This is a genomic window from Plantactinospora sp. CNZ321, assembly GCF_004217235.1.
The window spans coordinates 5,977,997-6,001,080 of record NZ_SHKQ01000001.1 but is presented as its reverse complement, the minus strand read 5'-3'; the positions used below and the strand labels follow the sequence as shown (position 1 = coordinate 6,001,080).

Here is a 23,084-nt window from a genome sequence, read left to right as displayed (position 1 = left end):
CGGTATCGTCGTCCGCTGTGGCCTCGCCTAAGCGTCCTGTGCTTGTGCTCGTCGGTGTCGCCCTCGCCCTGATCCTGGTGGTCGGCCTGGCCACGATCGTCGGGCTGACGATCCGACACAATGCGCGGTACGGGACCGTCCTGGACCAGCAGGCGACATCCGCCACAGTGGAGCCTGGGGACCGTCTCTCGATCCGGGTCCCGGACCGGGGCGCCTCGGTCGGCGACAACTGGAGCGCCACCGCCGAGCCGGCTGACGTGTTGGCACTGGTCGAGGACGAGCTGATCTTCGACAGCTTGACGGACCGGATCTTCGGACCGGCGGACGGAGGCGGCGGTGGGAACCGCTACTTCCTCTTCGACGCCCGGCGCTTCGGACAGGTCACCGTCACTCTCACGAACTGCTTCCAGGGCTGCGCGACCGAGCGGACCAGGGCGGCGTCGGAGACGGTCACCTGGACAGTGACGGTCTCCTGAGTTTCACCGGGCCTCCCGGCGGCGGGCCGCCACCACCAGGGCGACGTTCTCCAGCCAGCGGGCCACCGTCTCGTCATGGTCGGGCCCGCGCTCCGATACCTCGACGCTGTTCGCGGCGGTCAGCCAGGTCGCGGCGAGCGCTGCCTGCTCCGGGTTCGGCAGCGGCTCCGGCAGGGTACCGGCGTAGTCGGCGCCACCCCGCCGGACCACCTCGGCCAGGAAGGTCAGCGACCGGGGCTGGGTGCCGAGCCGGTCCGCCGCCAGCCCGGCGGCTACGGTCACCTCCCCGCCCGGCGCCCGGCCGACCTGCAGCCGGGCCGCCAACTCCGCAGGTACGTCGATGTGCCGCAGTTCGTCCTCGTCAGTCCTCGGGTAGGTCAACGCAGCACTCCTCACCTGGGCAGCCGGACGCTGGTGAACTCGATCGGTACTCCCTTGCCGATGGAGCCGAGCCGACCGTCGACAAAGTCGTCCTCATCGACCCAGACGGTGTAGCCCCACGGGTTGTAGACCTGGAGCTTGTCGCCCTCGTGGCCGATGACCAGCATCTGATGCCCGCCACTGTCGTCGTGGCTGGAGAAGGGCACAGCGTGACCCTCGTCCACCGCCCGCTCGATCTCCGGCAGCACCGCGCGGCGCTCGTCGCTGTTGTCCACGTCCCGGTTCTCGTAGTCCGCGCCGGTGCGCGCGCCGATTTCCTGGTCGGCGATGGTCGCCGACTGGTCGTTGGTCATCCCGTCGCTGCCCAGCAGCGGCAGGTCCTGGAGCCAGGAGCGCTCGCCGTCATATATCCGGACCTGCTCGTCCCGGAGCCGCTCGGCGAACGCGGCACCGTTGTCGTACGCCGGGTCGCCCGGGTGGCCGCCGGTGGTGAGCTGCAGGGCGTAGAGCGGGTCCACGGCGGCCCGGGCGGTGACAGTGGAGGAGGCGACACAGGTCGGGTACTGCCCCTGGGTCCACTCCGCGCCGTCGAACGTCGTGGGCTGGTGTCCAGCGGTCAGGCTGCCCGCGCCCAGCGGGTTGAGATGTTCTCGCAGCCAGGCCGGGTCGGCGCCGTACGGGCTGATCAGCCGGTTGAAGTCGGTGATCCTGCTGATGTCGTAGCCGGCGGCCAGGGCGCGCATCAGGTAGGCCCGGTGCTCCGGGCTGCCCGCCGAGGCGAGCAGTTGCGCCATCCGGACCCGGTCCGGCTGGCTCATCGCGGCGAGGCGGTCGGCCGACCGGTCGGCCATCGCGGCGGAGAGGATGGCCGAATCGACGCCCTCGCCGGTGCTGCCGGCGTCGACCAGGAGCAGTTCGTCCAGGGCGGACAGTGGCGAGTCGGCCAACCGCCGCAACCGGGCCTGTGACGCGAGGTCGTGGAAGGCACTGCTCGCCTCGCGGGATGCCTCCGCGACACCGGTGTGCGCCCCGACCCGCTCCGCCATCCCGCCCTTGGCCAACTGGTGCGCCCGGTGCATCGTGTCACCGTCGTAGTTGAGCGGGTCGATGAAGGGGCCGGCTGTGATCTCCTCGGTCAGCTCGTACGCCTCGCGCAGCGGAGCCAGGGCGGCGCTGTCCCGCGACTTCCCGCCCTCGACGGCGGCGGCCAGTCCGCGCAGGCCCTGCGCGACCTTGCCCAGCACCTCGACGCCGCGCTCGAGTCCGCGTTCGGCGGCGGCGAGCGCCTGCCCGGCCGCGACATGGGTGTCGCCGGCCCAGATCGCGGGCAGCTTCTGCCGCCGCAGTCGGCCGACCGCCAGCAGCGCGGCGTCGAGGCGTTGCTCCGCCCTGGCGTAGTCGGTGGCGAGTTCGTCCAGGGTGGACGGCGTGCCGCCCGGTCCGGCCACCTGCAGGGCGTCCCGGAGGGAGTAGTGCAGGGCGCCGGAGCTCCAGATGCCGTCCTGCCCCTCGATGTCGTGCTGAAGGTCCTTCAGTCTGGGCAGTGGGGTGTTGCCGTCAGCCATCAACGTGCCCCGCCCAGCCGGGTTCGGGCCTTCTCATCGGACCGGTCGTAGTTGTCGGCCGCCTGCTCCATCGCCTCGGCGAGCTGGCGCAGCGCCTCGGCGAGACAGCCCAGCTCATTACGCCACGCCTTGGCGACGCTCTGGTAGCCGTCGCAACTGCCGTACTGGTCGAAGACGAAGCCCAGCGCTGTGCGGCCCTCGGTGTTTCCGGTGGCCTGGACCGCCTCGCCGACCACTTCCGCCGCATCGTCACGGAGTTGTTTCGCCGCCGTCCGCAACGCGGCGGTGTCCACCCGAACCATCTGCCAGCCTTCCCTCGCCTCTGTCCGGCACCCTATTGGTTCAGGGTGGACTCCGAAGCCCGGTGAGCCGTGGCTGTGGATAACTCCGGTTGGTCGACCTATTCGCCGGTCGTACCGTCGATCCGTTCCCGGATCAGGTCGGCGTGGCCGTTGTGCCGGGCGTACTCCTCGATCATGTGAAGGTAGACCCAGCGCAGGCTGATGTCGTTGCCGCGCGAGCTGACGAAGGTGTCATTCAGGTCGCGGCCGGCGACGGCCTGCCGGCCGAGTTCGACCTCCTCGCGGAAGACGGCGAACTCGGCCTGCGGGTCCGCGTCGGCGACGGCCTCCAGGTCGCGGTCCGGCTGCTCCGGGGTGCTGTATAGAAGTGGTATGTCCAGCCGGGCGAACTGCTGGCGGAACCAGTACCGCTCGACGTCGGCGCAGTGCCGTACCAGGCCGAGCAGGGTCAGCCCAGAGGGTTCGACGCTGGCGGTACGGAGCTGTTCGGCGGTCAGCCCGGCGCACTTGGTCAATAGCGTCTGGCGGTGGAAGTCGAGCCAGCCTTCCAGCATGGTGCGCTCGTCGGCGACGAGGGGTGCGCGCTGCCGGTCGACGTCGGGGGCGGTCCAGGTCATCGGAAAATGATCGCATGCCCGCCCACCCCACGCCGCCGCCACCAGCAGCGCCCGTGGCCCGACATCCGTGGCCCGGCGCCAAGATTCTTGGAGAACTGTGCTTCGCACGGCGCCACAGTTCTCCAAGAATCATGGGCGGCATTCTCTTGCGGGTTGCGGGTAGCCGGCGTTGGGCGGTTTGTGGTATTTCTTTTTGCGGGCTGGTAAGGCGGGTCCGGTCCGACCCGCAGATGAGGCCCGGTGGCCGGGACAGCGCCCGGAAACCTTTACCTGTCGGCTTCACAGCCAAGCCGTTGTTAGTCGCTCGGTGACGTCCGTCGCGCACGTCACCACGCTTCCCTGCGCCCAGACGTGGGAGCAACGGTTCCCGGGCGCCCGTCGACAGGAGACGACCAATGCACTCATCGCATCCGAGCAAGGTCTCGACACTGCGCGGCCAGCTCCTCGGCCAGCAGTTACGCGCATTGCGCGAGGAGATCGGACTGTCCCTGGAGGAGGCGGCCAGCTATCTCAACCGGGACCGGTCGGCGCTCGGCCGGTTCGAACGGGCCGAGTGGCCGTTCCCGCGCCCCGACGTGCGGCTGCTGCTCGACTTCTACGGCGTGGTCGACAAGGAGGTCCGGGATCACTTCATCCGGCTCAGCGAGGAGGTCGGCCGCCGCCACGAGTGGGAGACCGAGTTCGAGGACGCGATCTACGACAAGTCCTTCGTCGACCTCCCCTGGCTTGAGGAGCACGCCGAGGCCATCCGGACGTTTGACGCAACCTACGTGCCTGGCCTGCTCCAGACCCCGGGCTACGCTGGTGCGATTCTCCGTGAGGTGGAGCGTGACCAGCCGAGCGCCGAGCGGATTGATCGGTGGGTCGCGATGCGACTGGCTCGGCAGGGTGTGTTGACCGGCGTCAAGCCGACCCGGTTGACGTGCATTCTCACCGAGGCGGTGCTCAGGGCCCGGATCGGCGGCGACCAGGTGATGCGGGGGCAACTCGACCATCTGGTCCAGTTGGGCCGACAGCGGCACATCGAGTTGCGAGTGCTGCCGCTCGCTCTTGGCGGTGGGGCGGGAGCGTATGGCCCGTTCCAGCTTTTCGAGCTGGTCAAGCCGTTCCCACCAGTGGCCTATGTAGAACACCTCGGCGGCCGGCTCTTCCTGGAATGGCCCAGATCAACCCGCTTCGTCCAAGCGTACGATCGGCTACGAGAGACCGCACTCACACCGAGTGAGTCGACAGAGCTGATGACGGCGATCGCGGAGGAGATCTGATGGACGACCTGACCGGCGTGAAGTGGCACATCAGCAGCCGCAGCAGCGGTGCCGGCGGAAACTGTGTCGAGGCCGGGCCGTTGGCCGACGGGAGCGGTCGGGTGGCGGTGCGGCACAGTAAGACGCCGGATGGTGCGGTGATCGTCTACACCCGGGCGGAGTGGGACGCCTTCCTGGCGGGTGCGAAGGACGGCGAGTTCGACTTCTGATGCGCCCAGCCCTCGTCGACTGGCGGCTACGTCTGTCAGTCGGTGAGGGTACGCCGGGCGATCGTGTGCAAAGTCCCGTCCCGCACGGTGCCCTCGATGGTCACCTCGGCGGTGCGGCCCTCGTGCCGGAGCGTGCTGACGGCGTTGCCGAAGTACGGGCCGTCCAGCTTGCGCCAGCGCACCGGCGGCCGCTTGACCCCTGCCGTCCGGGCCAGCGCCCGGGCCGCCACCGACGGGCCGCGCCACCAGCCGAGCCGGAGCAGCGGTCGCATCGGCCCGGGGATCTGGTTGTGGATCGGCGAGCAGGTCAACTGGTGCACCGGGGTGGTGACCGCCTCGCCAGGGAACCGGGCCCGGGCCACGTACGAGTGGTGCACGTCGCCGGAGAGCACGCTGATCGACGCCGGTGGCGGGTACGCCGGTCCGGTACCCACCCGGTCGCCCGGCTGCCCGGTCGATCCGCTGCCGAGCCGGACGAAGACCTGGGCGAGCGCGTCGAACGACCGACGGAACGCCGCCCAGTGTTCCAGGTCGAACGCCCGGCGCAGCCGTTCGGCGAACGCCGCCACCCGGGGCCGTCCGGAGTCGGCCAGCCGCTCGTTCCAGGACTCCAGGTGGTGGATGCCGGGCGGCAGCAGCCAGGGCAGTGACGAACCGACCACCAGGTGGTCGTACTCGCCGTGCACCTGGTCGGTGAACCAGGCCCACTCGGTCGGCGGCAGCATCGCCCGGTGTGTCGGGTCGAGCACCCGGCTGCACCGGTTGTCCAGCACCACCAGGCGGGTACGGCCGATGTCGAGCGAGTAGCTCCACTGGTAGCGGCCGGGGACGGCGGCCTGGGCCGGTGACTCGCCCCGGCCCAGCGCGGCGTCGAAGCCGGTCGCCTCGGCGTCGACCCGCGCGCCGAACTCGCGCAGTACCGACGTGGCGTCCTCGGCGGCGACGACCTTGGCGTAGACCGGGTCGGTGGCGATCTCGTCCGGTTCGAGGTTGCCCAGGTGCTGGTAGACCCAGTACGACGCGAGCCCGCTGGAGATCCGCTCCGACCACCAGGGCTGGCGGTGCGTCTCGGTGCGCCACGGGGTCGAGGTGTTCCAGTCGTCGATGATCTCGTGGTCGTCGAAGATCATCACGCTCGGCACGGTGGAGAGGAGCCAGCGGATCTCCGGATCCCGCCACGACTCCAGGTACAGCTTGGTGTACTCGTCGAAGCTGACCACCTGGTCGACCGGGGCGTCGGCACTCCGGCCGCGGCGGCGGCGCAGCAGCTTGCGTACCGTCGGAGAGGTCTCGTCGGCGTAGACCTGGTCCCCGAGGAGCACGAGCAGGTCCGGCCAGCCGTCGGCGGCGTCCGCGGCCCCGCCGGGCCCGCCCGCCCCACCGCCGCCGACCGACGCCAACAACCGCCGGGAGTACGCGTCGAGCGCGTCCGGCGGCAGCCTCCGCGCGGTGGCGTGCTGGGTGGTCTCCCGGCAGGAGCCGAAGACCAGCCGGGCCCCGAGGTCGCCGGCCGGACGGGTCCGGATCACGCTCGGCGGGAACCTGGTCCCGGGCTCCGGCCAGACCTGCTCGCCGTCCAGGAAGACCCGGTAGGGCGCGGCGGTGCCCGCGGCAAGCCCGGTCACCACGACCAGCGCGTAGTGGTGGTCGAAGGCGGTGAAGGTGGCCGCCTCGCCGGCCGCGCCGTCCGGGGTCTCGACCCGGACCAGGGCCGGGCCGCTGGTCTCCACCCAGACGGTGGCGGAGGTGCCGACCACCCGGCGCAGGACCGGGCCGATCAGGAGCCGGGCGGTGGGCATGCGACGACCTCCGAGCGAGGTGAGGGGATGGCGGACGGAATCCTCCTACCCGGGTGCCTGCGGTGCGTACCGGGGTTTTCGCGGCGAGCCTACTCGGCTGTAACACCCCGGCACAGGTGCGGCGGCCGCGCCAAGCCGCCCGACGTCTGACAGGATCGCCCATATGGACAACCTCGTCGTCATGCTGGTCGTGGCCGGCGTGCTGGTGCTCCTCCTGGTGGGCCTGGCGATCGGTCTGGTGGTGACCCGCAGGGGTGGTCGGGCCGCCCCGCCGCTGCCGCCGATCCCGCCCGCGCCGCCGGTACCACCGGTGCCACCCACCCCCACGGCGGCACCGCCGACGGACGTGCTGACCCCGCCCGCCGAGGCGCCACCGGCCCCGACCGAGGTCGAGGTGCCACCGGCGCCCACCGAGGTCGAGGCGCCGGTGGTGGTGGAGCGGCCGGAGCCGACCGCCGGGCGGCTGGTCCGGTTACGGGCCCGGCTCTCCCGGTCGCAGAACGTCTTCGGCAAGGGCCTGCTCAGCCTGCTCGCCCGGGACCACCTCGACGAGGAGGTCTGGGAGGAGATCGAGGACAGCCTGATCGGCGCGGACGTCGGGGTCGAGGCGACCCGGGAGATCGTCGACCGGCTGCGGGAGCGGACGGCGGTGCTCGGCACCCGTACCGCGACCGAGCTGCGGGCGCTGCTCGCCGACGAGCTGGTGGGGGTACTGGACCCGACGCTGGACCGGTCGCTGCGGGCGACCCGGGACGGCGACACCCCGGCGGTGCTGCTGGTGGTCGGGGTGAACGGCGCCGGCAAGACCACCACCTGCGGCAAGGTGGCCCGGGTGCTGATCGCCGACGGCCGTACGGTGCTGCTCGGTGCGGCCGACACGTTCCGGGCCGCCGCCGCCGAGCAGCTCACCACCTGGGCCGGCCGGGTCGGCGCCGAGGTGGTCCGGGGTCCGGAGGGGGCGGACCCGGCCAGCGTCGCCTTCGACGCGGTGCAGCGGGGCATCGAGGTCTCCGTCGACACCGTGCTGATCGACACCGCCGGCCGGCTGCAGAACAAGGTCGGCCTGATGGACGAGCTGGGCAAGATCAAGCGGGTGGTCTCCCGGCACGGCCCGGTGGACGAGACGCTGCTGGTGCTGGACGCCACCACCGGACAGAACGGCCTGGAGCAGGCCCGGGTCTTCACCGAGGTGGTGGACGTCACCGGGGTGGTGTTGACCAAGCTCGACGGCACCGCCAAGGGCGGCATCGTGATCGCCGTACAGCGCAAACTCGGCATTCCGGTGAAGCTGGTGGGGCTGGGAGAGGGGCCGGACGACCTGGCGCCCTTCGATCCGGCGCAGTTCGTCGACGCGCTCCTCGGCACCGAGCCGCTTGGCGTGGACGCGTAATCTCGGGGGACTGATCGCAAACCCCGCCCCGTTCCCGGGCGCGGGCCTGGTGACGCTGTTCCAGCGCCGCTCCTTCAGGAGAGACGTACGTGACTTCGCAGGAGATCCCGCTGCATGGCGGGAACGTCAGCACCGTCGTGCGGGTGGGCGACACGGTCCGGCGCAACGCCGGCCCGTGGACCCCTTCGGTGCACGCCCTGCTCCGGCACCTGGAATACGTCGGATTCACCGGTTCGCCCCGGGCGCTCGGGATGGACTCGCGCAACCGCGAGGTGCTGTCGTATCTGGAGGGGGAGTGCGGGGAGTATCCGCTCGCCCCGCACTGGGTCACCGACGAGGCGCTGGTCACCGTCGCCACCATGCTGCGGATGTTCCACGACGCGCAATATGGTTTCCAGCCGCCGCCGAACGCGGTCTGGCGGTCGTTCGGGCCACCGCCGCCGGACACCGAGGTGATCTGCCACCACGACGCCGCCCCGCACAACGTGATCTGGCGGCCGGACGGCACCCTGGCGCTGATCGACTTCGACCTCGCCTCACCCGGCGCCCGGATCTACGACGTGGCGTACGCCGCCTGGACCTGGGTGCCGCTCTTCTCCGACCGGGACTCCTACACCCTCGGCTGGCAGCGGCCCAACCGCCCGCGCCGGCTGCGGCTCTTCGCCGACGCGTACGGGCTGATTCCCCGGGACCGGCACCGGCTGGTGCGCACCATCCGGAAGCGCATCGTGGACCACGTCGAGGGGATCCGCCGGATGGCCGCGGCCGGCGATCCGGCGTTCGTCCGAATCGTGCACAAGGGCCACCTTCGCCGCCCGATGCGTGACCTGCGGCTGCTCGACTACGAACGGCACACCCTGGAGTACGCGCTCCGGTAGCCCGTGGTGAGAACTTCTTCACACGTTGGAAACAACCCGTGACGGCTCGGAAACCGGGCGGGCACCACGCGTGAAACCTCCGGCCAGGAAGCTTCCGCGCAACCGGCGTACGGGCGATGCCGCCTTTCGTGGGCCGGGAGGGAGGGTAACCAAACTTTAGGAGGCCAGCGTGCCTGAAGCACCGACGATCGACACCGGCAACACCGTGTGGCTGCTGGTGTCGACTGCGCTCGTGCTGCTCATGACGCCCGGTCTGGCGCTGTTCTACGGCGGCCTGAACCGGTCCAAGGGCGTGCTCAACATGATGATGATGAGCTTCTCCGCGATCGGGCTCATCTCTGTTCTGTGGTGGTTCTACGGTTTCAGCGTGGCGTTCGGCACGGACGTGAACGGGTTCTGGGGCGACCCGGCGCAGTACCTCGGCACCAGGACGTTCCTGGCCGAGACGGACCTGTGGGGCGCGACCGCCGAGAACCCCAGCGGCATCGGCGTCCCGCTCTACGTCTTCATGGCGTTCCAGATGGTCTTCGCGGTGATCACCGTCGCGCTGATCAGCGGCGCCATCTCCGACCGGGCCAGGTTCGCCGGCTGGCTGCTCTTCGCCTTCGGCTGGGCGACCCTGGTCTACTTCCCGGTGGCGCACTGGGTGTGGGGCGGCGGCATCATCGGCGGTGACATCCACGCCCTCGACTTCGCCGGTGGCACCGCGGTGCACATCAACGCCGGCGCCGCCGCGCTCGGCGTGGCGCTGGTACTCGGCAGGCGGCTCGGCTGGCCCCGGGAGGTCATGAAGCCGCACAACATCCCGCTGGTGGCCCTCGGCGCCGGGCTGCTCTGGTTCGGTTGGTTCGGCTTCAACGCCGGTTCGGAGCTGACCGTCGACTCCGTCGCCGGCCTGGCCTTCATCAACACCCAGCTCGCCACCGCCGCCGCCGTACTCGGCTGGATCGTCGTCGAGTGGATCAAGGGTGGCAGGCCGACCCTGGTCGGCGCCTCCTCCGGCGCGATCGCCGGCCTGGTCGCGATCACCCCGGCCTGCGGGTTCATCGCCCCCTGGGCGGCGGTGCTCCTCGGCCTGGTCGCCGGTGCGGTCTGCGCGCTCGCGGTCGCCCTGAAGTACCGGCTCGGCTACGACGACTCCCTCGACGTGGTCGGCGTGCACTTCGTCGGCGGCTGGATCGGCTCGCTCTGGCTCGGCCTCTTCGCCACCAACGGCGTCAACAGCGCGATCACCGACGCGGTGGGCGCCTCCGACGGCCTCTTCTACGGCGGCGGGGCGACGCAGCTCGGCCGGCAGGCCCTGGCCGGCCTGATCGTCACCGTCTGGTCCTTCGGCATCGCCTGGCTGCTGGCCTTCGTGATCCAGAAGACCATCGGCTTCCGGGTCTCCGAGGAGGCCGAGATCGACAGCATCGACCTCGCGGAGCACGCGGAGAGCGGGTACGACCTCTCCACGGCCTCCGGCAGCGGCGGCGGTGCGTTCGCCATGGCCGGAATCGGCACGCCGAACAGCAGCACCCCGGCGGCCGAGCCCGCCGCCCCGGTCAGCGAGAAGGTCGCCGGCTAACGTTTCTGCGATGGAGGGGTTGGACATGAAGCTGGTGACTGCGGTCATCAAGCCGTACCAGCTGGACGCGGTCAAGGAGGCGCTGCACGCCCTGGGCGTGGCCGGCCTGACCGTCAGCGAGGTCCAGGGGTACGGACGGCAGAAGGGTCACACCGAGGTGTACCGGGGTGCCGAGTACACGGTCGAGTTCCTGCCGAAGATCAGGGTCGAGGTGCTGACCGACGAGATCGACGTCGACAAGGTGGTCGACGCGGTGGTCACCGCCGCCCGTACCGGCAAGATCGGTGACGGGAAGGTCTGGGTGACCGGGGTCGAGGACGTCATCCGGGTCCGTACCGGTGAGCGCGGCCTCGACGCGCTCTAGGGAGATCGCCGACGATGACCGGGGGATCCGCGCCGCCGACCGCCGGTCGGGTCGCGCCGGGACCCCTGGTCGTCCCCGGCATCGGCGCCGCCGCCCGCGACCGGCGGGCGGCGGCGCTGGACGGGTGGCTCACCGGACTGCTCGCGGCCGGGCTGCGCCGCGCCGGACGGGCGCGGCCCGAACGCACCGGTGCGGACCCGACGAGCGAGCACCCGCAGGGGGCGACCGCCGGACGGCGGGGCGGCGCCGGCCCGACCTCGGCCGAGGGGATCTCCCTGGTCGCCGTCGGTGGGCTCGGCCGGCGGCAGTGCGCGCCGCACGGCGACCTGGACCTGGTCCTGCTGCACTCCGGGACGCCCGGCGTGGACGAGCTGGCCGCCGCGATCTGGTACCCGGTCTGGGACGCCCGGCTCGGCCTGGACCACTCGGTGCGGACGGTCACCGAGGCGCTCTCCGTCGCACGCGACGACGTCAAGGTCGCGCTCGGCCTGCTGGACGCCCGGCACGTCGCCGGAGACCGGGACCTCTCCGCCCGGCTGATCGGCGCCGCCGCCGACCAGTGGCGGCGGACCGCCGTACGCGTGCTGCCGGCGCTGCGCGAGGTCACCGCGGCCCGCTGGCAGGCCCACGGCGAGCTGGCCTTCCTGCTGGAGGGCGACCTGAAGGAGGCGGCCGGCGGCCTGCGGGACGTGGCGCTGCTCCGGGCCATCGCCTTCGCCGGGATCAGCGACACGCTCCGCCCGGCGGTCCGGGCCGCGCACCTGCGGATGCTGGACACCCGGGACGCCCTGCACACCTCGGTCGGCCGCCGCGTCGACCGGTTGCTCGCCCAGGAGCGGGCCGCCGTGGCCGGCCTGCTCGGGCTGCGCCCGCCCCGCCGCGGCACCCTCGCCCCCGCCCCCCGACAGCTTCCCCCGGACGGTGTCGAGCCGGCCGACGGCATCGCCGGGTCCGCCGGCGGCACCCCCGGGCCCGCCGACGGCGTCGCCGAGCTGGGCGACGCACTGCTGCGCCAGGTCGCCGGGGACGCCCGGACCATCAGCCACGCCCTGGACGACGCCTGGCGGGCCGCCGACCGGCTCCGCTCGGGGCGACGCCGGGGCGCCGACGGCCGGCCGCGGCGCCGCCCGGTCGCCCGGGACGTGGTCGAGCAGGACGGCGAACTGGTACTCGCCCGGACCGCCATCGGGGCCCGCCCCGACCCGAGCCTGTCGCTGCGGGTCGCCGCCGCCGCGGCCAGCGCCGGGCTGCCGATCGCCCGGGCCACCTGCGAGTGGCTCGCCGCGTACTGCCCGCCGCTGCCGACACCCTGGCCACCGGCGGCCCGGACCGCACTGATCACCCTGCTCGGTGCCGGTCCCGGGCTGGTCGGGACGTGGGAGACCTGTGACCGGTACGGGCTGGTCGACGGCTGGCTGCCGGAGTGGCCCCGGATGCGCAGCCTGCCGCAGCACAACCCGGTGCACCGCTACACGCTCGACCGGCACCTGGTGCAGGCCGCCGCCGAGGCGACCGGGTACGCCCGCGAGGTCGACCGGCCCGACCTGCTGCTGCTCGCCGCCCTCCTGCACGACGTCGGGAAGGGTCTCGGAGGTGACCACAGTGTCGTCGGGGCGCCGATCGCGGCCCGGATCGCGGCCCGGGTCGGACTGCCACCGGCCGAGGTCGCCCTGATCGAGAAGCTGGTCCGGCTGCACCTGCTGCTGCCCGAGGTGGCGACCCGACGGGACCTTGCCGACCCGGTCACCATCGCGGGGGTGGCCGAGGCGGTGCGGGACACCGGCACACTGAGCCTGCTGCACGCGCTGGCCCGGGCCGACGCGGTGGCGACGGGGCCGGCCGCCTGGTCGGACTGGAAGGCCCGGCTGGTCGGCGAACTGGTCCGCCGGGTGCACACCCGGCTCGACAGCGGCCGGCTTCCCGAGCCGCCGACCCCGGACCCGGCGTTGGTGGCGGGGCCGCTGCCGGCCGTACACCTGGAGGGGGACCGGGTGGCGGTGGCCGCGGCGGACCGGCGGGGACTGCTCGCCGCGGTGGCCGGCTGTCTTGCGCTGCACCGGCTGGAGGTGCTCGCCGCCGACGCCAGCATGGTCGAGGAGACCGCCCTGGTCGAGTTCCTGGTCCAGCCCCGCTACGGCACTCCGGCGGACCCGGTGGCGCTCGCCGCGGACCTGCGCCGGGCGGTTGCCGGCGACGTCTCGGTGACCCAGCGGCTGCGCGGACGCGCGCTGGCTGCCCGGGGCGGCGGCTCGCCACCCCGGGTGGTCTGGCATCGGGCCGCCGCCACCGACGCGGTGGTGCTGGAGCTGCGGGCCGCCGACGCGGGCGGGCTGCTCTACCGGGTCACCAGCGCCCTGGACGAGGCCGGCGCCCAGGTGCGGGCGGCCCGGATCTCCACCCTCGGCGGTGACGTCGTCGACGCCTTCTACCTGGTCGGAAGCTGGCCGGACGAGGCCGAGCGGAAACGGGTCGAGGCCGCCGTGCTGGCCGCCGCCGGGTAGCTGCCTACCGGTGGCGGCGTCGAGGTCGCTCCGGTAGCCGTCGAGGAACGGCCCTGGCTGGCAGCCCGAGCGTGCTCAGCACGTGCGGTGCCGGCCGATGCGACTACGTCAGCGGACGTAGTCGGGGCGCCGCTCGCGGGCGGATGGCGGCGAGGGCTCGACGCGGGATCGTCAGGGGTATGACGGAACATCCATCCAGCCCGGCCGGCGGACCGGGTGCCGGGCAGCCGCACCCGGTCGAGGCCCGCGGCCTCACCAAGCGGTACGGCCGGCTCACCGCCGTCGACGCACTCGACCTCACCGTACGCAGTGGTGAGGTGTACGGGTTCCTCGGCCCGAACGGTGCCGGCAAGACCAGTACGCTGCGGATGCTGCTCGGCCTCGTCCGGCCCACCGCCGGCACCGTCCGGCTGTTCGGCCGCCCACCCAGCGCACCCGGCCAACTGGCCCGGGTCGGGGCGCTGATCGAGGGACCGACGTTCTATCCGTACCTGTCGGGTAGGGAGAACCTCCGGGTGCTGGCCCGGTACGCCGGCAACCCACCCTGGCGGATTCGTACCGTACTGGAGATGGTCGGCCTGGCCGACCGGGCCGGTGACCGGTACGTCGGCTACTCGCTCGGGATGAAGCAGCGGCTCGGTGTGGCCGCCGCCCTGTTGAAAGATCCCCGGCTGCTGATCCTGGACGAGCCGACCAACGGGCTCGACCCGGCCGGGATGGTCGACATGCGGGCGCTGATCCGTCGCCTGGCGGCCGGAGGCTGCACCGTACTGCTCTCCAGTCATCTGCTCGGCGAGGTGCAGCAGATCTGCGATCGGGTCGGGGTGATCTCCGGCGGCCGGCTGGTCGCCGAGAGCGGCGTCGCCGAGTTGCGCGGCGCGACCGGTCTGCGGATCGTCGCGGATCCGCTCGCCGCCGCCGCCGAGCGGAGCCGGGCGCTGCTCGGGCCGGAGCGGGTCCGGGAGGTCGACGGTGGGCTGGACCTCGCGGTCGAGCCGGACCGGGCGGCGTGGCTCAACGCCGAGCTGGTCGGCGCCGGAGTCGCGGTACGCGAACTGCGCCCGCTGGAGCGGGACCTGGAGCAGGTGTTCTTCGAACTCACCGAGGCGGGGATGACGCATGTGGCCTAGCTTTGCGGCGGAATCGGTCAAGATGGTCCGTCGACCGGGGACCTGGCTGCTGCTCGCCGTCGCGGTGGTGCTCAGCGTCGTCTTCACCTACCTGGCGCCGTACGCCGCCTACCTCGACGGCTCCGGTGGTGTGCTCAGCGACCGGACGCTCGACCAGATGCTGCCGGAGCGGCTGGTCGGCAACTCGATCAGCGGCCTGCCGGTCTTTCTCGGCGCGATCTGCCTGATTCTGGCGGTGTTGACCGTCGGCGGCGAGTACGCCTGGGGCACCTGGAAGACCCTGCTCACCTCCGGACCGTCGCGGCTGGCGGTGTACCTGGGCAAACTGCTCGTGCTGGCCGCTGCCACGCTGGTGCTTGTGCTGGTGCTCTTCGCGGTCGGCGCGGTGTCCAGTGCGCTGATCGCGGTCACCGAGTCGCAGCCGCTGCACTGGCCCACCCTCGGTGACCTCGGTGTGGGGATCGGCGCTGGCTGGCTGATCGGCATGGTCTGGGCCGGGTTCGGTGTGCTGCTGGCGGTGCTGCTGCGCGGGGTGGCCCTGCCGATCGGTCTCGGCCTGGTCTGGCTGCTCGCCGTGCAGAACCTGCTGGCCGCCGTCGCCGCGCCGATCCTGGACTGGGTGGCGGAGATGCAGAAGGGACTGCCCGGCCCGAACGCGGGATCGTTGGCGGCGGCGTTGGGCGCCACCGCCGACACGCCCGGGATCGGCGCGGTCGTCGGCGCTGGCCAGGCATCAGTCACGCTCGCCGGATACCTGCTCGGGTTCATCCTGCTGGCCGGCGTCCTGCTGGGCCGCCGCGACATCCTCTGAGCATGTGGGACCCTCTGGGAAGATGATGATCCGGGGTCGGGACACGGACGGCGGGCCGCGACCGGTGGACGGGCCGCGCAGCCTCTCCGCCGACGTCGCACTCGCGCTGGGTCTGCTGGTCTTCGGCTATTTCGGGACGATCGCAGCGGCGGACAACTACCCGGGTGCCACCTGGCCGGACGCTCCGGCGTTCATCCTGATCGCGGTGGCGGCGCTGGCGCTGTCCGTACGGCGGCGGTGGCCGCTGGTCACGCTCGCGCTGTCCACCGTGGCGACCTCGGCGTACCTGGTGGCCAACTACCCGTACGGGCCGATCCTGATCTCGTTCTTCGTCGCGGTGTACACGGTCGCCCGTCACCTGCCGATCCGTCGGGCGGTGCTCGGCTGCGCCGCGGCCCTGGCGGCGCTGCTGGTGCACGTCTTCGTGTCCCTGCACGAGCCGGTGGGGCTGCCCGGCCTGCTGCCCGGGTCGGCGTGGGTCGTCGTGCCGTTCGCGGTCGGGGTCACAGTGCGCAACAACCGGGAGGCCGCTGCCCGGGACCGGATCGCCCAGGCCCGCAGGCTGGCCGACGACGAGCGGCTGCGGATCGCCCAGGAGGTACACGACGTGGTCGGGCACGGACTCGCGGCGATCAACATGCAGGCCGAGATCGCCCTGCACCTGCTGGCGAAGCGTCCGGAGCAGGCCGAGACGGCGCTGACCGCGATCAGCCGGACCAGCCGGCAGGCGCTGGACGAGCTGCGGGTCACCCTCTCGATCGTCCGCCGGGACGCCGCCGTCGAGCGCGCCCCGGTGCCCGGGCTGGACCAGGTGGCGGCGCTGGCCGCCCGGCTGCGCCAGACCGGGCTGGCGGTCACCCTGGAGGTGACCGGGGAGCGCCGGGCGCTGCCGGTGGTGGTCGACCTGGCCGCGTACCGGGTGGTGCAGGAGTCGTTGACCAACGTGTTGCGGCACGCTGGCGCCGCCACGGCGACGGTCCGGATCGGCTACCTGCCGGACGGGGTGACGGTCGAGGTGCTCGACACCGGGCACGGCGGGGCGGGGGCGGCCGCGCCGGGGGACGGCCACGGGTTGACCGGGATGCGCGAGCGGGTCGACGCGCTCGGCGGTGTCCTGGAGGTCGGGCCGCGTCCCGGCGGCGGGTTCCGGGTCTTCGCCTGGCTCCCGTCCGGGCAGGCCGGATGAGGGCGGCGGGCCGGATGAGGGGGAGCGGCGATGACCGATGAGCAGAGCGGGATGGCCGGGCGCAGCGAACCGATCGGGGTGCTGATCGCGGACGACCAGGACCTGGTGCGGCTGGGGTTGCGCGCCCTGGTGGAGAGCGAGGCCGACCTGCGGCTGGTCGGTGAGGCGGCCGACGGGCTGGACGCGCTGGCGGTGGCCCGGCGGGAGCGCCCGGACGTGGTGCTGATGGACGTCCGGATGCCGGGGATCGACGGCATCGAGGCGACCCGGCGAATCGTCGCCGACCCGGAGCTGGCCGGTACCCGGGTGGTGGTGCTGACCACCTTCGAACTCGACTCGTACGTCTTCGAGGCGCTCCGGCACGGCGCCAGCGGCTTCCTCACCAAGGACACCAGGCCGGCCGAGCTGCTCCGGGCGATCCGGCTGGTGGCCGGCGGCGAGGCGCTGCTCTCCCCGTCGGTGACCCGGCGGGTGGTCCGGGAGTTCGCCACCCGGCCGTCCCGGGTGCTCCGGCCGCACCCCCGGCTGGACACCCTGACCGAGCGGGAACGGCAGGTCGTAGGGCTGGTCGGCGAGGGGCTGAGCAACGACGAGATCGGCAGCCGGTTGCTGGTCAGCCCGGCGACGGCACGTACCCACGTCAGCCGGGCGATGGTCAAGTTGGGCGCCCGGGACCGGGCCCAGCTGGTGGTGTACGCCTACCAGTCCGGCCTGGTCCAGCCCTGACCGGGCGGTGCCGGAAGAATGACCGGGGCGGGCGAGGGGCGGCGGCGCTTCGGGCTCGCCGAGGCCGGGGCGGGCCGGCCCCGGCTGGGGCGGGGCGGAGGCGGCGGGGGACGTGGGCCGCTACCCTTGCGGTGGCCGGGCACCCGTGTCGCGGTCACGCCATGCTCGGGTAAATACGACAAACGGGATGCTGCGCCGTGTTTGACACTTTGAGTGACCGCCTGTCCGGGATCTTCACCAAGCTGCGTGGCAAGGGTCGCCTCACCGACGCCGACATCGACGCCACCGCCCGGGAGATCCGACTGGCGCTGCTGGAGGCCGACGTTGCCCTGCCGGTGGTCAAGTCCTTCATCGGCAGCGTGAAGGAGCGGGCCCGGGGCGCCGAGGTGTCCCAGGCGCTCAACCCGGCCCAGCAGGTAATCAAGATCGTGCACGAGGAACTCGTCGCCGTGCTCGGCGGCGAGAACCGCCGGTTGCAGTTCGCCAAACAGCCGCCGACCGTGATCATGCTCGCCGGCCTGCAGGGTTCGGGTAAGACCACCCTGGCCGGCAAGCTGGCCGGCTGGCTGAAGGGGCAGGGGCACCAGCCGCTGCTGGTCGCCGCCGACCTCCAGCGGCCGAACGCGGTCAACCAGTTGCAGGTGCTCGGCGGCAGGGCCGGGGTCGAGGTCTTCGCGCCGGAGCCCGGCAACGGGGTCGGCGACCCGGTCCAGGTCGCCAAGGCGTCGATCGAGCACGCCCGGCGGGCCGCCCGGGACATCGTCATCGTCGACACCGCCGGCCGGCTCGGTATCGACGCCGAGATGATGGCGCAGGCCGCCGCGATCCGGGACGCGGTCGACCCGGACGAGATCGTCTTCGTGATCGATGCGATGGTCGGTCAGGACGCGGTACGCACCGCCGAGGCGTTCCGGGACGGCGTCGGGATCACCGGCGTGGTCCTCTCCAAGCTCGACGGTGACGCACGCGGTGGTGCCGCGCTCTCCGTACGGCAGGTCACCGGCCAGCCGATCCTCTTCGCCTCCACCGGCGAGAAGCTCACCGACTTCGACGTCTTCCACCCGGACCGGATGGCCAGCCGGATCCTCGGCATGGGAGACGTGCTCACGCTGATCGAGCAGGCCGAGCAGGCCTTCGATGCCGATCAGAAAGAGAAGATGACCGCCAAGCTGATGGGCGGCGAGCAGTTCACCCTGGAGGACTTCCTCGACCAGCTCATCGCGGTACGCCGGATGGGCCCGATCGCCAACGTCCTGGCCATGATGCCCGGGATGGGGCAGATGAAGGACCAGTTGGCCGAGGTCGACGACAGGCATTTCGACAAGGTCACCGCGATCATCCGATCGATGACGCCCGGCGAGCGGACCAACCCGAAGATCATCAACGGCTCGCGTCGGGCCCGGATCGCGAACGGCTCCGGCGTCACCGTGATGGACGTCAACCAGCTGCTCAACCGCTTCTCCGAGGCGCAGAAGATGATGAAGCAGATGGGCGGCATGATGGGGCTGCCCGGCGGCCGGCGCAAGGCGACCAAGTCGCCGAAGAACAAGCGCAAGGGCACCAAGGGCGGCGGCCGGCCCCGGGCCGGCGGTCCGGTCGGCGGCTTCCCGGGCGGCATGCCACAGTTGCCGCCGGGGCTGGACCCGACCGCGCTCCAGGGCGGCCAGGGCCTGCCGCCCGGCTTCAAGCCGCCGAAGATCGACTTCAACAAGCTCGGCAAGCGTCCGAAGGAGAAGTGACCGCGGGGACGGACAGTATGTCCGTCGTCGGGGACGGCGGGCGATAGCCTAATCGCATAAGGTGACGGCGTCACCGGGAAGGAGTGGTCATGACCGCGGCGCCGATGCTGCCGGAGCGGCAGGAGTGGACGGTTGACGACCTCGGCGAGCTGCCGAAGGACCTTCCGTACGAACTGATCAACGGAAGGTTGATCGTGCCGTCCCCCACCCATCTGCACCAGGACCTCTGTGTTCGTATCCTGCTCGCACTCGAGGCGAACTGCCCGCCGGAGTACGTGGTCAGCATCGACCTGTCGATGCGGGTCGACCGGCGCAACGAACCCCGACCCGACGTGGTGGCGCTGCGCCCCGAACACGTCACCCGCAGCCCGGTCCCGGTGCGGGACGCCATCCTCGCGGTCGAGGTGATCTCCCCCGACTCCACCTTCCGGGACATGTACGACAAGGCGCGGGTCTACGGCCATGCCGGGGTGCCGACCTACTGGGTGGTCGACCCGCTGCACGAGCGGATGACGCTCACCGAGTTCGTGCTCGGCCCGACCGGTGAATACGAGCCGGCGGTGCACACCGACGACGTCTTCACCACCGAGCGCCCCTGGAAGGTGACCGTCGACCTGCCGGCCCTGACCACCCGCTGGGCCGGGCTGCGCGGCCGCGCCGAGTCGTAGGGCTCGGCCGGGTGGGGCCGGTCGCCGGGACGTGATCCGCACCGGGCCGGGCCGGGGGTGCGGCGGGTGGGTCGACCCCGATCGGGTAGGAATGTGCGCATGGCGCTGCACGTGCGAGGGGTCGTGCTCCCGGACGACGAGGTCCGCGACCTGTGGCTGGTCGGTGACCGGGTCACCTTCACCCCGGTGCCCGGGGCGGTGACGGTGGCCGATCGCGGGTTCGTGCTGCCCGGTCTGGTCGACGCGCACTGCCACCCGGGCATCGCCCCGGGTTCGGTGCCCATCACCTCTCTCGACCAGGCCCGGGAACTGGCCCGGATCGACCGGGACGCCGGAGTGCTGGCGATCCGGGACGCCGGCTCGCCGTTTCCCTACCCGGAGCTGGAGGACGAGCCGGATCTGCCGCGACTGGCCCGCGCCGGGCGGCACGTCGCGCCGCCGAAGCGGTATCTGCGGGGCATCGCGGTCGAGGTCGAGCCAGCCGACGTTCCGGCGGCGGTGACCGAGCAGGCCCGGGCCGGCAACGGCTGGGTCAAGCTGGTCGGCGACTGGATCGACCGCAACGTCGGCGACCTGGCGCCCTCCTGGGAGCCGGAGACCGTGGTCGCCGCGGTGGCCGCCGCGCATGCGGCCGGCGCCCGGGCGGCGGTGCACACCTTCTCCGAGGCCGCGGTCGAGGTGATGGTCCGGGCCGGGGTCGACTCGGTCGAACACGGTACCGGCATCAGCCTGGACCTCGTCGACGAGATGGCCCGGCGCGGCACCGCGCTGGTGCCGACGATGATCAACATCGACACCTTCGGCGGGATCGCCGAGCGGGCCGCCGTGAAGTTCCCCGGGTACGCCACGCACATGCTCGCGCTCCGGGACAACTTCCCGGCGGTGGTCGGTGCGGCGTACGAGGCAGGGGTGCCGATCTACGTCGGCACGGACGCGGGCGGCGGGATCGACCACGGGCTGGCCGCCGAGGAGATGCTGCTGCTGCACGAGCGGGCCGGGATGTCCGCGATCGACGTGCTCGCCGCCGCCTCCTGGCGGGCCCGGGACTGGCTCGGCTTCCCGGGCCTGGTCGAGGGCGGCCTCGCCGACCTGGTGGTGTATCCCACCGACCCCCGGACCGACCTGCGGGTGGTGCGCGCACCCCAGCACATCGTGCTGCGCGGCCGGGTGGTGCGCTGATCCGGCCCGTGCGGGCCGCGCCCGGCGAATGTGCCATTAGGCGGGGGCCCTGCTACGACAGAAAACGACAACGCGGGGCCCTTTCTTTCACCCGGGCCGGGCGCGGCGGCTCCGGCGTCGGCGCATAGGATGTGCCCTCATGGCACGCGTGCTCACTCCCCGTGCGGAGGACTTTCCCCGCTGGTACCAGGACCTGATCGCCAAGGCGCAGCTCGCCGACAACGGCCCGGTGCGGGGGACGATGGTCATCCGACCGGCCGGCTACGCCATCTGGGAGCGCATGCAGGCCGAGATGGACGCCCGGATCAAGCTGGCCGGCGCGGAGAACGCGTACTTCCCGCTCTTCATCCCGGAGAGCTACCTGCGCCGGGAGGCGCAGCACGTCGAGGGCTTCTCGCCGGAGTTGGCGGTGGTCACCCACGGTGGCGGCAAGCAGCTCGCCGAGCCGGTCGTGGTCCGGCCGACCAGCGAGACCGTGATCGGCGAGTTCATGGCGAAGTGGATCGACTCCTACCGTGACCTCCCGCTGCTGCTCAACCAGTGGGCCAACGTGGTGCGCTGGGAGCTGCGCCCCCGGGTCTTCCTGCGGACCAGCGAGTTTCTCTGGCAGGAGGGGCACACCGCGCACGCCGACGAGGCCGACGCGCGGGCGTACGCCCGGAAGATCCTGCACGAGGTCTACGAGGACTTCATGGTCGGGGTGCTCGGCATCCCGGTGCTGGTCGGGCTGAAGACCGCCCGGGAGCGGTTCGCCGGTGCCACCCACACCTACACCCTCGAAGGCATGATGGGCGACGGCAAGGCGCTCCAGATGGGCACCTCGCACGAGCTGGGGCAGAACTTCGCCCGCGCCTTCGACATCACCTACACCTCGGCCGAGCGCAGCGTCGAGCACGCCTGGACCACCTCCTGGGGCAGCTCGACCCGGATGCTCGGTGGCCTGATCATGTGCCACGGCGACGACAACGGGCTGCGGGTGCCGCCGAGGCTGGCGCCGGTGCAGGCGTACGTGATGGTGGTTAAGGCGGGCGAGGGGGTCGTCGAGGCCGCCGCCAAGCTCTGCGACGCGCTGCGTGACGCCGGGGTCCGGGTCGCCCTCGACGACCGGGTCGACACCCCGTTCGGCCGCCGGGCCGTCGACGCCGAGCTGAAGGGCTATCCGGTACGCGTCGAGCTCGGTCCCCGCGACCTGGCCGCCGGCAACGCGGTGCTGGTCCGCCGGACCAGCGGCGCCAAGACTCCGGTCCCGGTGTCGGACGTGGTCTCCGGGGTGCTCGCCGCGCTCGCCGCCGACCAGCAGGCGCTCTACGACGAGGCGCTGGCCCGGCGCGAGGCACACACCGTCTCGGTGGAGTCGCTGGCCGACGCGATCGAGGCGTCCGCCACCGGCTGGGCCCGGGTGCCGTGGTCCGCGGTCGGTGCCGAGGGGGAGGCGACGGCGAACGCCCAGGGGGTGACCGTGCGCTGCCTGCGCCGGGCCGACGGTTCGGTGCCGGACTCGGAGGACGAGCCGGAGCTGACCGCCATCCTGGCCCGCTCCTACTGACCCGCCGGACCCGACCGGATGCCCTTGCCCTCGTCGCCCCACTGCGCCCCGATGCGCTTCTCGCCGGGCCGCGTCATCGTGCACCGCAACGTGCGGCGGGGCCGGCTCGGGTGGGTCCGGCCGGCCCGGGTGGTCAGCGACGACGACCGCGGCCTGCTGCTCTGGATCGCCCGGGGCACCCAGGTGGCCAGCGAGGTCACCGCGGACGGCCGTGGCATGCGGGCGATGCCGTTCACCGAGTGGGTGGCCTCGACGTACCGGCTGGGGGTCAGCACCTGGGCCGGACCACCGGTGCTGAAGTTCCTGCCGGCCGGTGCGGCGCACTCGGTCTGGTTCTTCCGGGACGCGGCGGACGGGTTCGCCAACTGGTACGTCAACCTGGAGGAGCACGGCGTCCGCTGGGACGACGGCGACCTGGCCGGGGTCGACATGGTGGACCAGGATCTCGACGTGGTGGTCTGGCCGGACCACACCTGGGAGTGGAAGGACGAGGAGGAGTTCGCCGAGCGGCTCGCCGTCCCGGAGCACTACTGGGTGCCGGATGCGGCGGCGGTACGGGCCGAGGGGGAGCGGGTGATCAAGATTGCCGAGTCGGCCCGGTTCCCGTTCGACGGCACCTGGTGCGACTTCGTTCCCGACCCGGCCTGGACCCCGCCGCAGCTGCCGCCCGGCTGGGACCGCCCACCGGTGCGGTGAACCGTCCGAGCGCTGGCCCGAGCGGCGGCGCGGGCGGGTCGGCGCGGGCCGGTCGCCCCGGATCGCGCGGCGTGCCAGGCCGGCGCGGT

The 23,084-nt window shown here is 72.4% G+C and carries 22 protein-coding genes; 17 read left to right on the top strand and 5 right to left on the bottom strand.

Annotated features, from left to right (window positions below):
- Positions 1-44: 44 nt before the first annotated feature.
- Entirely contained in the window at positions 45-476 is a 432-nt protein-coding gene (locus EV371_RS25875) for a protease inhibitor I42 family protein (protein ID WP_165436835.1), read from the top strand.
- A gap of 3 nt (positions 477-479) precedes the next feature.
- On the opposite strand, the gene EV371_RS25870 is transcribed toward EV371_RS25875, so the two are convergent.
- From EV371_RS25870 to EV371_RS25855, 4 genes are all read right to left on the bottom strand, one after another.
- Positions 480-857, bottom strand: coding sequence for a hypothetical protein (locus tag EV371_RS25870; RefSeq protein WP_130464349.1), 378 nt, complete (start codon positions 855-857; stop codon positions 480-482).
- A gap of 11 nt (positions 858-868) precedes the next feature.
- Positions 869-2,422 (bottom strand): hypothetical protein, encoded by a 1,554-nt coding sequence (locus tag EV371_RS25865; RefSeq protein ID WP_130464348.1) that lies wholly within the window; start codon positions 2,420-2,422, stop codon positions 869-871.
- Entirely contained in the window at positions 2,422-2,724 is a 303-nt protein-coding gene (locus EV371_RS25860) for a type VII secretion target (protein WP_130464347.1), read from the bottom strand. Before EV371_RS25860 ends, EV371_RS25865 begins: the two co-directional genes overlap by 1 nt.
- 98 nt (positions 2,725-2,822) lie before the next feature.
- A complete protein-coding gene (locus EV371_RS25855; RefSeq protein ID WP_130464346.1) occupies positions 2,823-3,341 on the bottom strand; it encodes a DinB family protein in 519 nt (172 codons plus the stop codon).
- Between the two features lie 395 nt (positions 3,342-3,736).
- Here EV371_RS25855 and EV371_RS25850 point away from each other — a divergent pair, with 395 nt between their 5' ends.
- Both EV371_RS25850 and EV371_RS25845 read left to right on the top strand, forming a co-directional pair.
- Complete coding sequence (locus tag EV371_RS25850) at positions 3,737-4,606, top strand: Scr1 family TA system antitoxin-like transcriptional regulator (protein WP_130464345.1); 870 nt, start codon at positions 3,737-3,739, stop codon at positions 4,604-4,606.
- Complete coding sequence (locus EV371_RS25845; RefSeq protein ID WP_130464344.1) at positions 4,606-4,815, top strand: DUF397 domain-containing protein; 210 nt, start codon at positions 4,606-4,608, stop codon at positions 4,813-4,815. The genes EV371_RS25850 and EV371_RS25845 overlap by 1 nt, the downstream gene beginning before the upstream one ends.
- Before the next feature lie 35 nt (positions 4,816-4,850).
- On the opposite strand, the gene EV371_RS25840 is transcribed toward EV371_RS25845, so the two are convergent.
- The gene (locus EV371_RS25840; RefSeq protein WP_130464343.1) at positions 4,851-6,614 is read right to left on the bottom strand and encodes a DUF7800 domain-containing protein; all 1,764 of its coding nucleotides are present in this window, start codon (positions 6,612-6,614) and stop codon (positions 4,851-4,853) included.
- Positions 6,615-6,777: 163 nt separating this feature from the next.
- Here EV371_RS25840 and ftsY point away from each other — a divergent pair, with 163 nt between their 5' ends.
- The 14 genes from ftsY (at position 6,778) to EV371_RS25770 (ending at position 22,995) form a co-directional block, all read left to right on the top strand.
- Positions 6,778-8,004, top strand: a complete 1,227-nt coding sequence (gene ftsY / locus EV371_RS25835; protein WP_130464342.1) for a signal recognition particle-docking protein FtsY — start codon at positions 6,778-6,780, stop codon at positions 8,002-8,004.
- 89 nt (positions 8,005-8,093) lie between these two features.
- Complete coding sequence (locus tag EV371_RS25830) at positions 8,094-8,882, top strand: aminoglycoside phosphotransferase family protein (protein WP_101370291.1); 789 nt, start codon at positions 8,094-8,096, stop codon at positions 8,880-8,882.
- A 169-nt stretch (positions 8,883-9,051) separates the two neighbouring features.
- On the top strand, positions 9,052-10,449 hold the full coding sequence (locus EV371_RS25825; RefSeq protein ID WP_130464341.1) for an ammonium transporter: 1,398 nt from the start codon (positions 9,052-9,054) through the stop codon (positions 10,447-10,449).
- Positions 10,450-10,474: 25 nt separating this feature from the next.
- Positions 10,475-10,813, top strand: a complete 339-nt coding sequence (locus EV371_RS25820) for a P-II family nitrogen regulator (protein ID WP_196205300.1) — start codon at positions 10,475-10,477, stop codon at positions 10,811-10,813.
- 14 nt (positions 10,814-10,827) lie between these two features.
- Positions 10,828-13,314 (top strand): [protein-PII] uridylyltransferase, encoded by a 2,487-nt coding sequence (locus EV371_RS25815; protein ID WP_349338720.1) that lies wholly within the window; start codon positions 10,828-10,830, stop codon positions 13,312-13,314.
- 179 nt (positions 13,315-13,493) lie between these two features.
- Positions 13,494-14,444: an ABC transporter ATP-binding protein gene (locus EV371_RS25810; RefSeq protein WP_130464340.1), complete on the top strand. Its 951-nt coding sequence runs from the start codon at positions 13,494-13,496 to the stop codon at positions 14,442-14,444.
- Positions 14,434-15,255, top strand: coding sequence for an ABC transporter permease (locus EV371_RS25805; RefSeq protein WP_130464339.1), 822 nt, complete (start codon positions 14,434-14,436; stop codon positions 15,253-15,255). Before EV371_RS25810 ends, EV371_RS25805 begins: the two co-directional genes overlap by 11 nt.
- A 22-nt stretch (positions 15,256-15,277) precedes the next feature.
- Entirely contained in the window at positions 15,278-16,441 is a 1,164-nt protein-coding gene (locus EV371_RS25800; protein WP_486484789.1) for a sensor histidine kinase, read from the top strand.
- A 30-nt stretch (positions 16,442-16,471) separates the two neighbouring features.
- Complete coding sequence (locus EV371_RS25795) at positions 16,472-17,167, top strand: response regulator transcription factor (RefSeq protein WP_349338717.1); 696 nt, start codon at positions 16,472-16,474, stop codon at positions 17,165-17,167.
- 197 nt (positions 17,168-17,364) lie between these two features.
- Complete coding sequence (gene ffh, locus EV371_RS25790; RefSeq protein ID WP_130464338.1) at positions 17,365-18,906, top strand: signal recognition particle protein; 1,542 nt, start codon at positions 17,365-17,367, stop codon at positions 18,904-18,906.
- Between the two features lie 89 nt (positions 18,907-18,995).
- A complete protein-coding gene (locus tag EV371_RS25785) occupies positions 18,996-19,574 on the top strand; it encodes a Uma2 family endonuclease (RefSeq protein WP_130464337.1) in 579 nt (192 codons plus the stop codon).
- Positions 19,575-19,673: 99 nt separating this feature from the next.
- Positions 19,674-20,753: an amidohydrolase family protein gene (locus EV371_RS25780; protein ID WP_130464336.1), complete on the top strand. Its 1,080-nt coding sequence runs from the start codon at positions 19,674-19,676 to the stop codon at positions 20,751-20,753.
- Positions 20,754-20,892: 139 nt separating this feature from the next.
- The gene (gene proS / locus EV371_RS25775) at positions 20,893-22,299 is read left to right on the top strand and encodes a proline--tRNA ligase (RefSeq protein WP_130464335.1); all 1,407 of its coding nucleotides are present in this window, start codon (positions 20,893-20,895) and stop codon (positions 22,297-22,299) included.
- A 51-nt stretch (positions 22,300-22,350) separates the two neighbouring features.
- Positions 22,351-22,995 (top strand): DUF402 domain-containing protein, encoded by a 645-nt coding sequence (locus tag EV371_RS25770; protein ID WP_130464334.1) that lies wholly within the window; start codon positions 22,351-22,353, stop codon positions 22,993-22,995.
- The last annotated feature ends 89 nt before the right edge of the window (positions 22,996-23,084 follow it).

Bases quoted from the DNA above. Each gene is read 5' to 3' on its own strand.
- EV371_RS25865 (WP_130464348.1), bottom strand. From the start codon at position 2,422: ATGGCTGACGGCAACACCCCACTGCCCAGACTGAAGGACCTTCAGCAC.
- EV371_RS25860 (WP_130464347.1), bottom strand. From the start codon at position 2,724: ATGGTTCGGGTGGACACCGCCGCGTTGCGGACGGCGGCGAAACAACTC.
- EV371_RS25855 (WP_130464346.1), bottom strand. From the start codon at position 3,341: ATGACCTGGACCGCCCCCGACGTCGACCGGCAGCGCGCACCCCTCGTC.
- EV371_RS25850 (WP_130464345.1), top strand. From the start codon at position 3,737: ATGCACTCATCGCATCCGAGCAAGGTCTCGACACTGCGCGGCCAGCTC.
- EV371_RS25845 (WP_130464344.1), top strand. From the start codon at position 4,606: ATGGACGACCTGACCGGCGTGAAGTGGCACATCAGCAGCCGCAGCAGC.
- EV371_RS25840 (WP_130464343.1), bottom strand. From the start codon at position 6,614: ATGCCCACCGCCCGGCTCCTGATCGGCCCGGTCCTGCGCCGGGTGGTC.
- ftsY (WP_130464342.1), top strand. From the start codon at position 6,778: ATGGACAACCTCGTCGTCATGCTGGTCGTGGCCGGCGTGCTGGTGCTC.
- EV371_RS25820 (WP_196205300.1), top strand. From the start codon at position 10,475: ATGAAGCTGGTGACTGCGGTCATCAAGCCGTACCAGCTGGACGCGGTC.
- EV371_RS25815 (WP_349338720.1), top strand. From the start codon at position 10,828: ATGACCGGGGGATCCGCGCCGCCGACCGCCGGTCGGGTCGCGCCGGGA.
- EV371_RS25810 (WP_130464340.1), top strand. From the start codon at position 13,494: ATGACGGAACATCCATCCAGCCCGGCCGGCGGACCGGGTGCCGGGCAG.
- EV371_RS25805 (WP_130464339.1), top strand. From the start codon at position 14,434: ATGTGGCCTAGCTTTGCGGCGGAATCGGTCAAGATGGTCCGTCGACCG.
- EV371_RS25800 (WP_486484789.1), top strand. From the start codon at position 15,278: ATGATGATCCGGGGTCGGGACACGGACGGCGGGCCGCGACCGGTGGAC.
- EV371_RS25795 (WP_349338717.1), top strand. From the start codon at position 16,472: ATGACCGATGAGCAGAGCGGGATGGCCGGGCGCAGCGAACCGATCGGG.
- EV371_RS25785 (WP_130464337.1), top strand. From the start codon at position 18,996: ATGACCGCGGCGCCGATGCTGCCGGAGCGGCAGGAGTGGACGGTTGAC.
- EV371_RS25780 (WP_130464336.1), top strand. From the start codon at position 19,674: ATGGCGCTGCACGTGCGAGGGGTCGTGCTCCCGGACGACGAGGTCCGC.
- proS (WP_130464335.1), top strand. From the start codon at position 20,893: ATGGCACGCGTGCTCACTCCCCGTGCGGAGGACTTTCCCCGCTGGTAC.
- EV371_RS25770 (WP_130464334.1), top strand. From the start codon at position 22,351: ATGCGCTTCTCGCCGGGCCGCGTCATCGTGCACCGCAACGTGCGGCGG.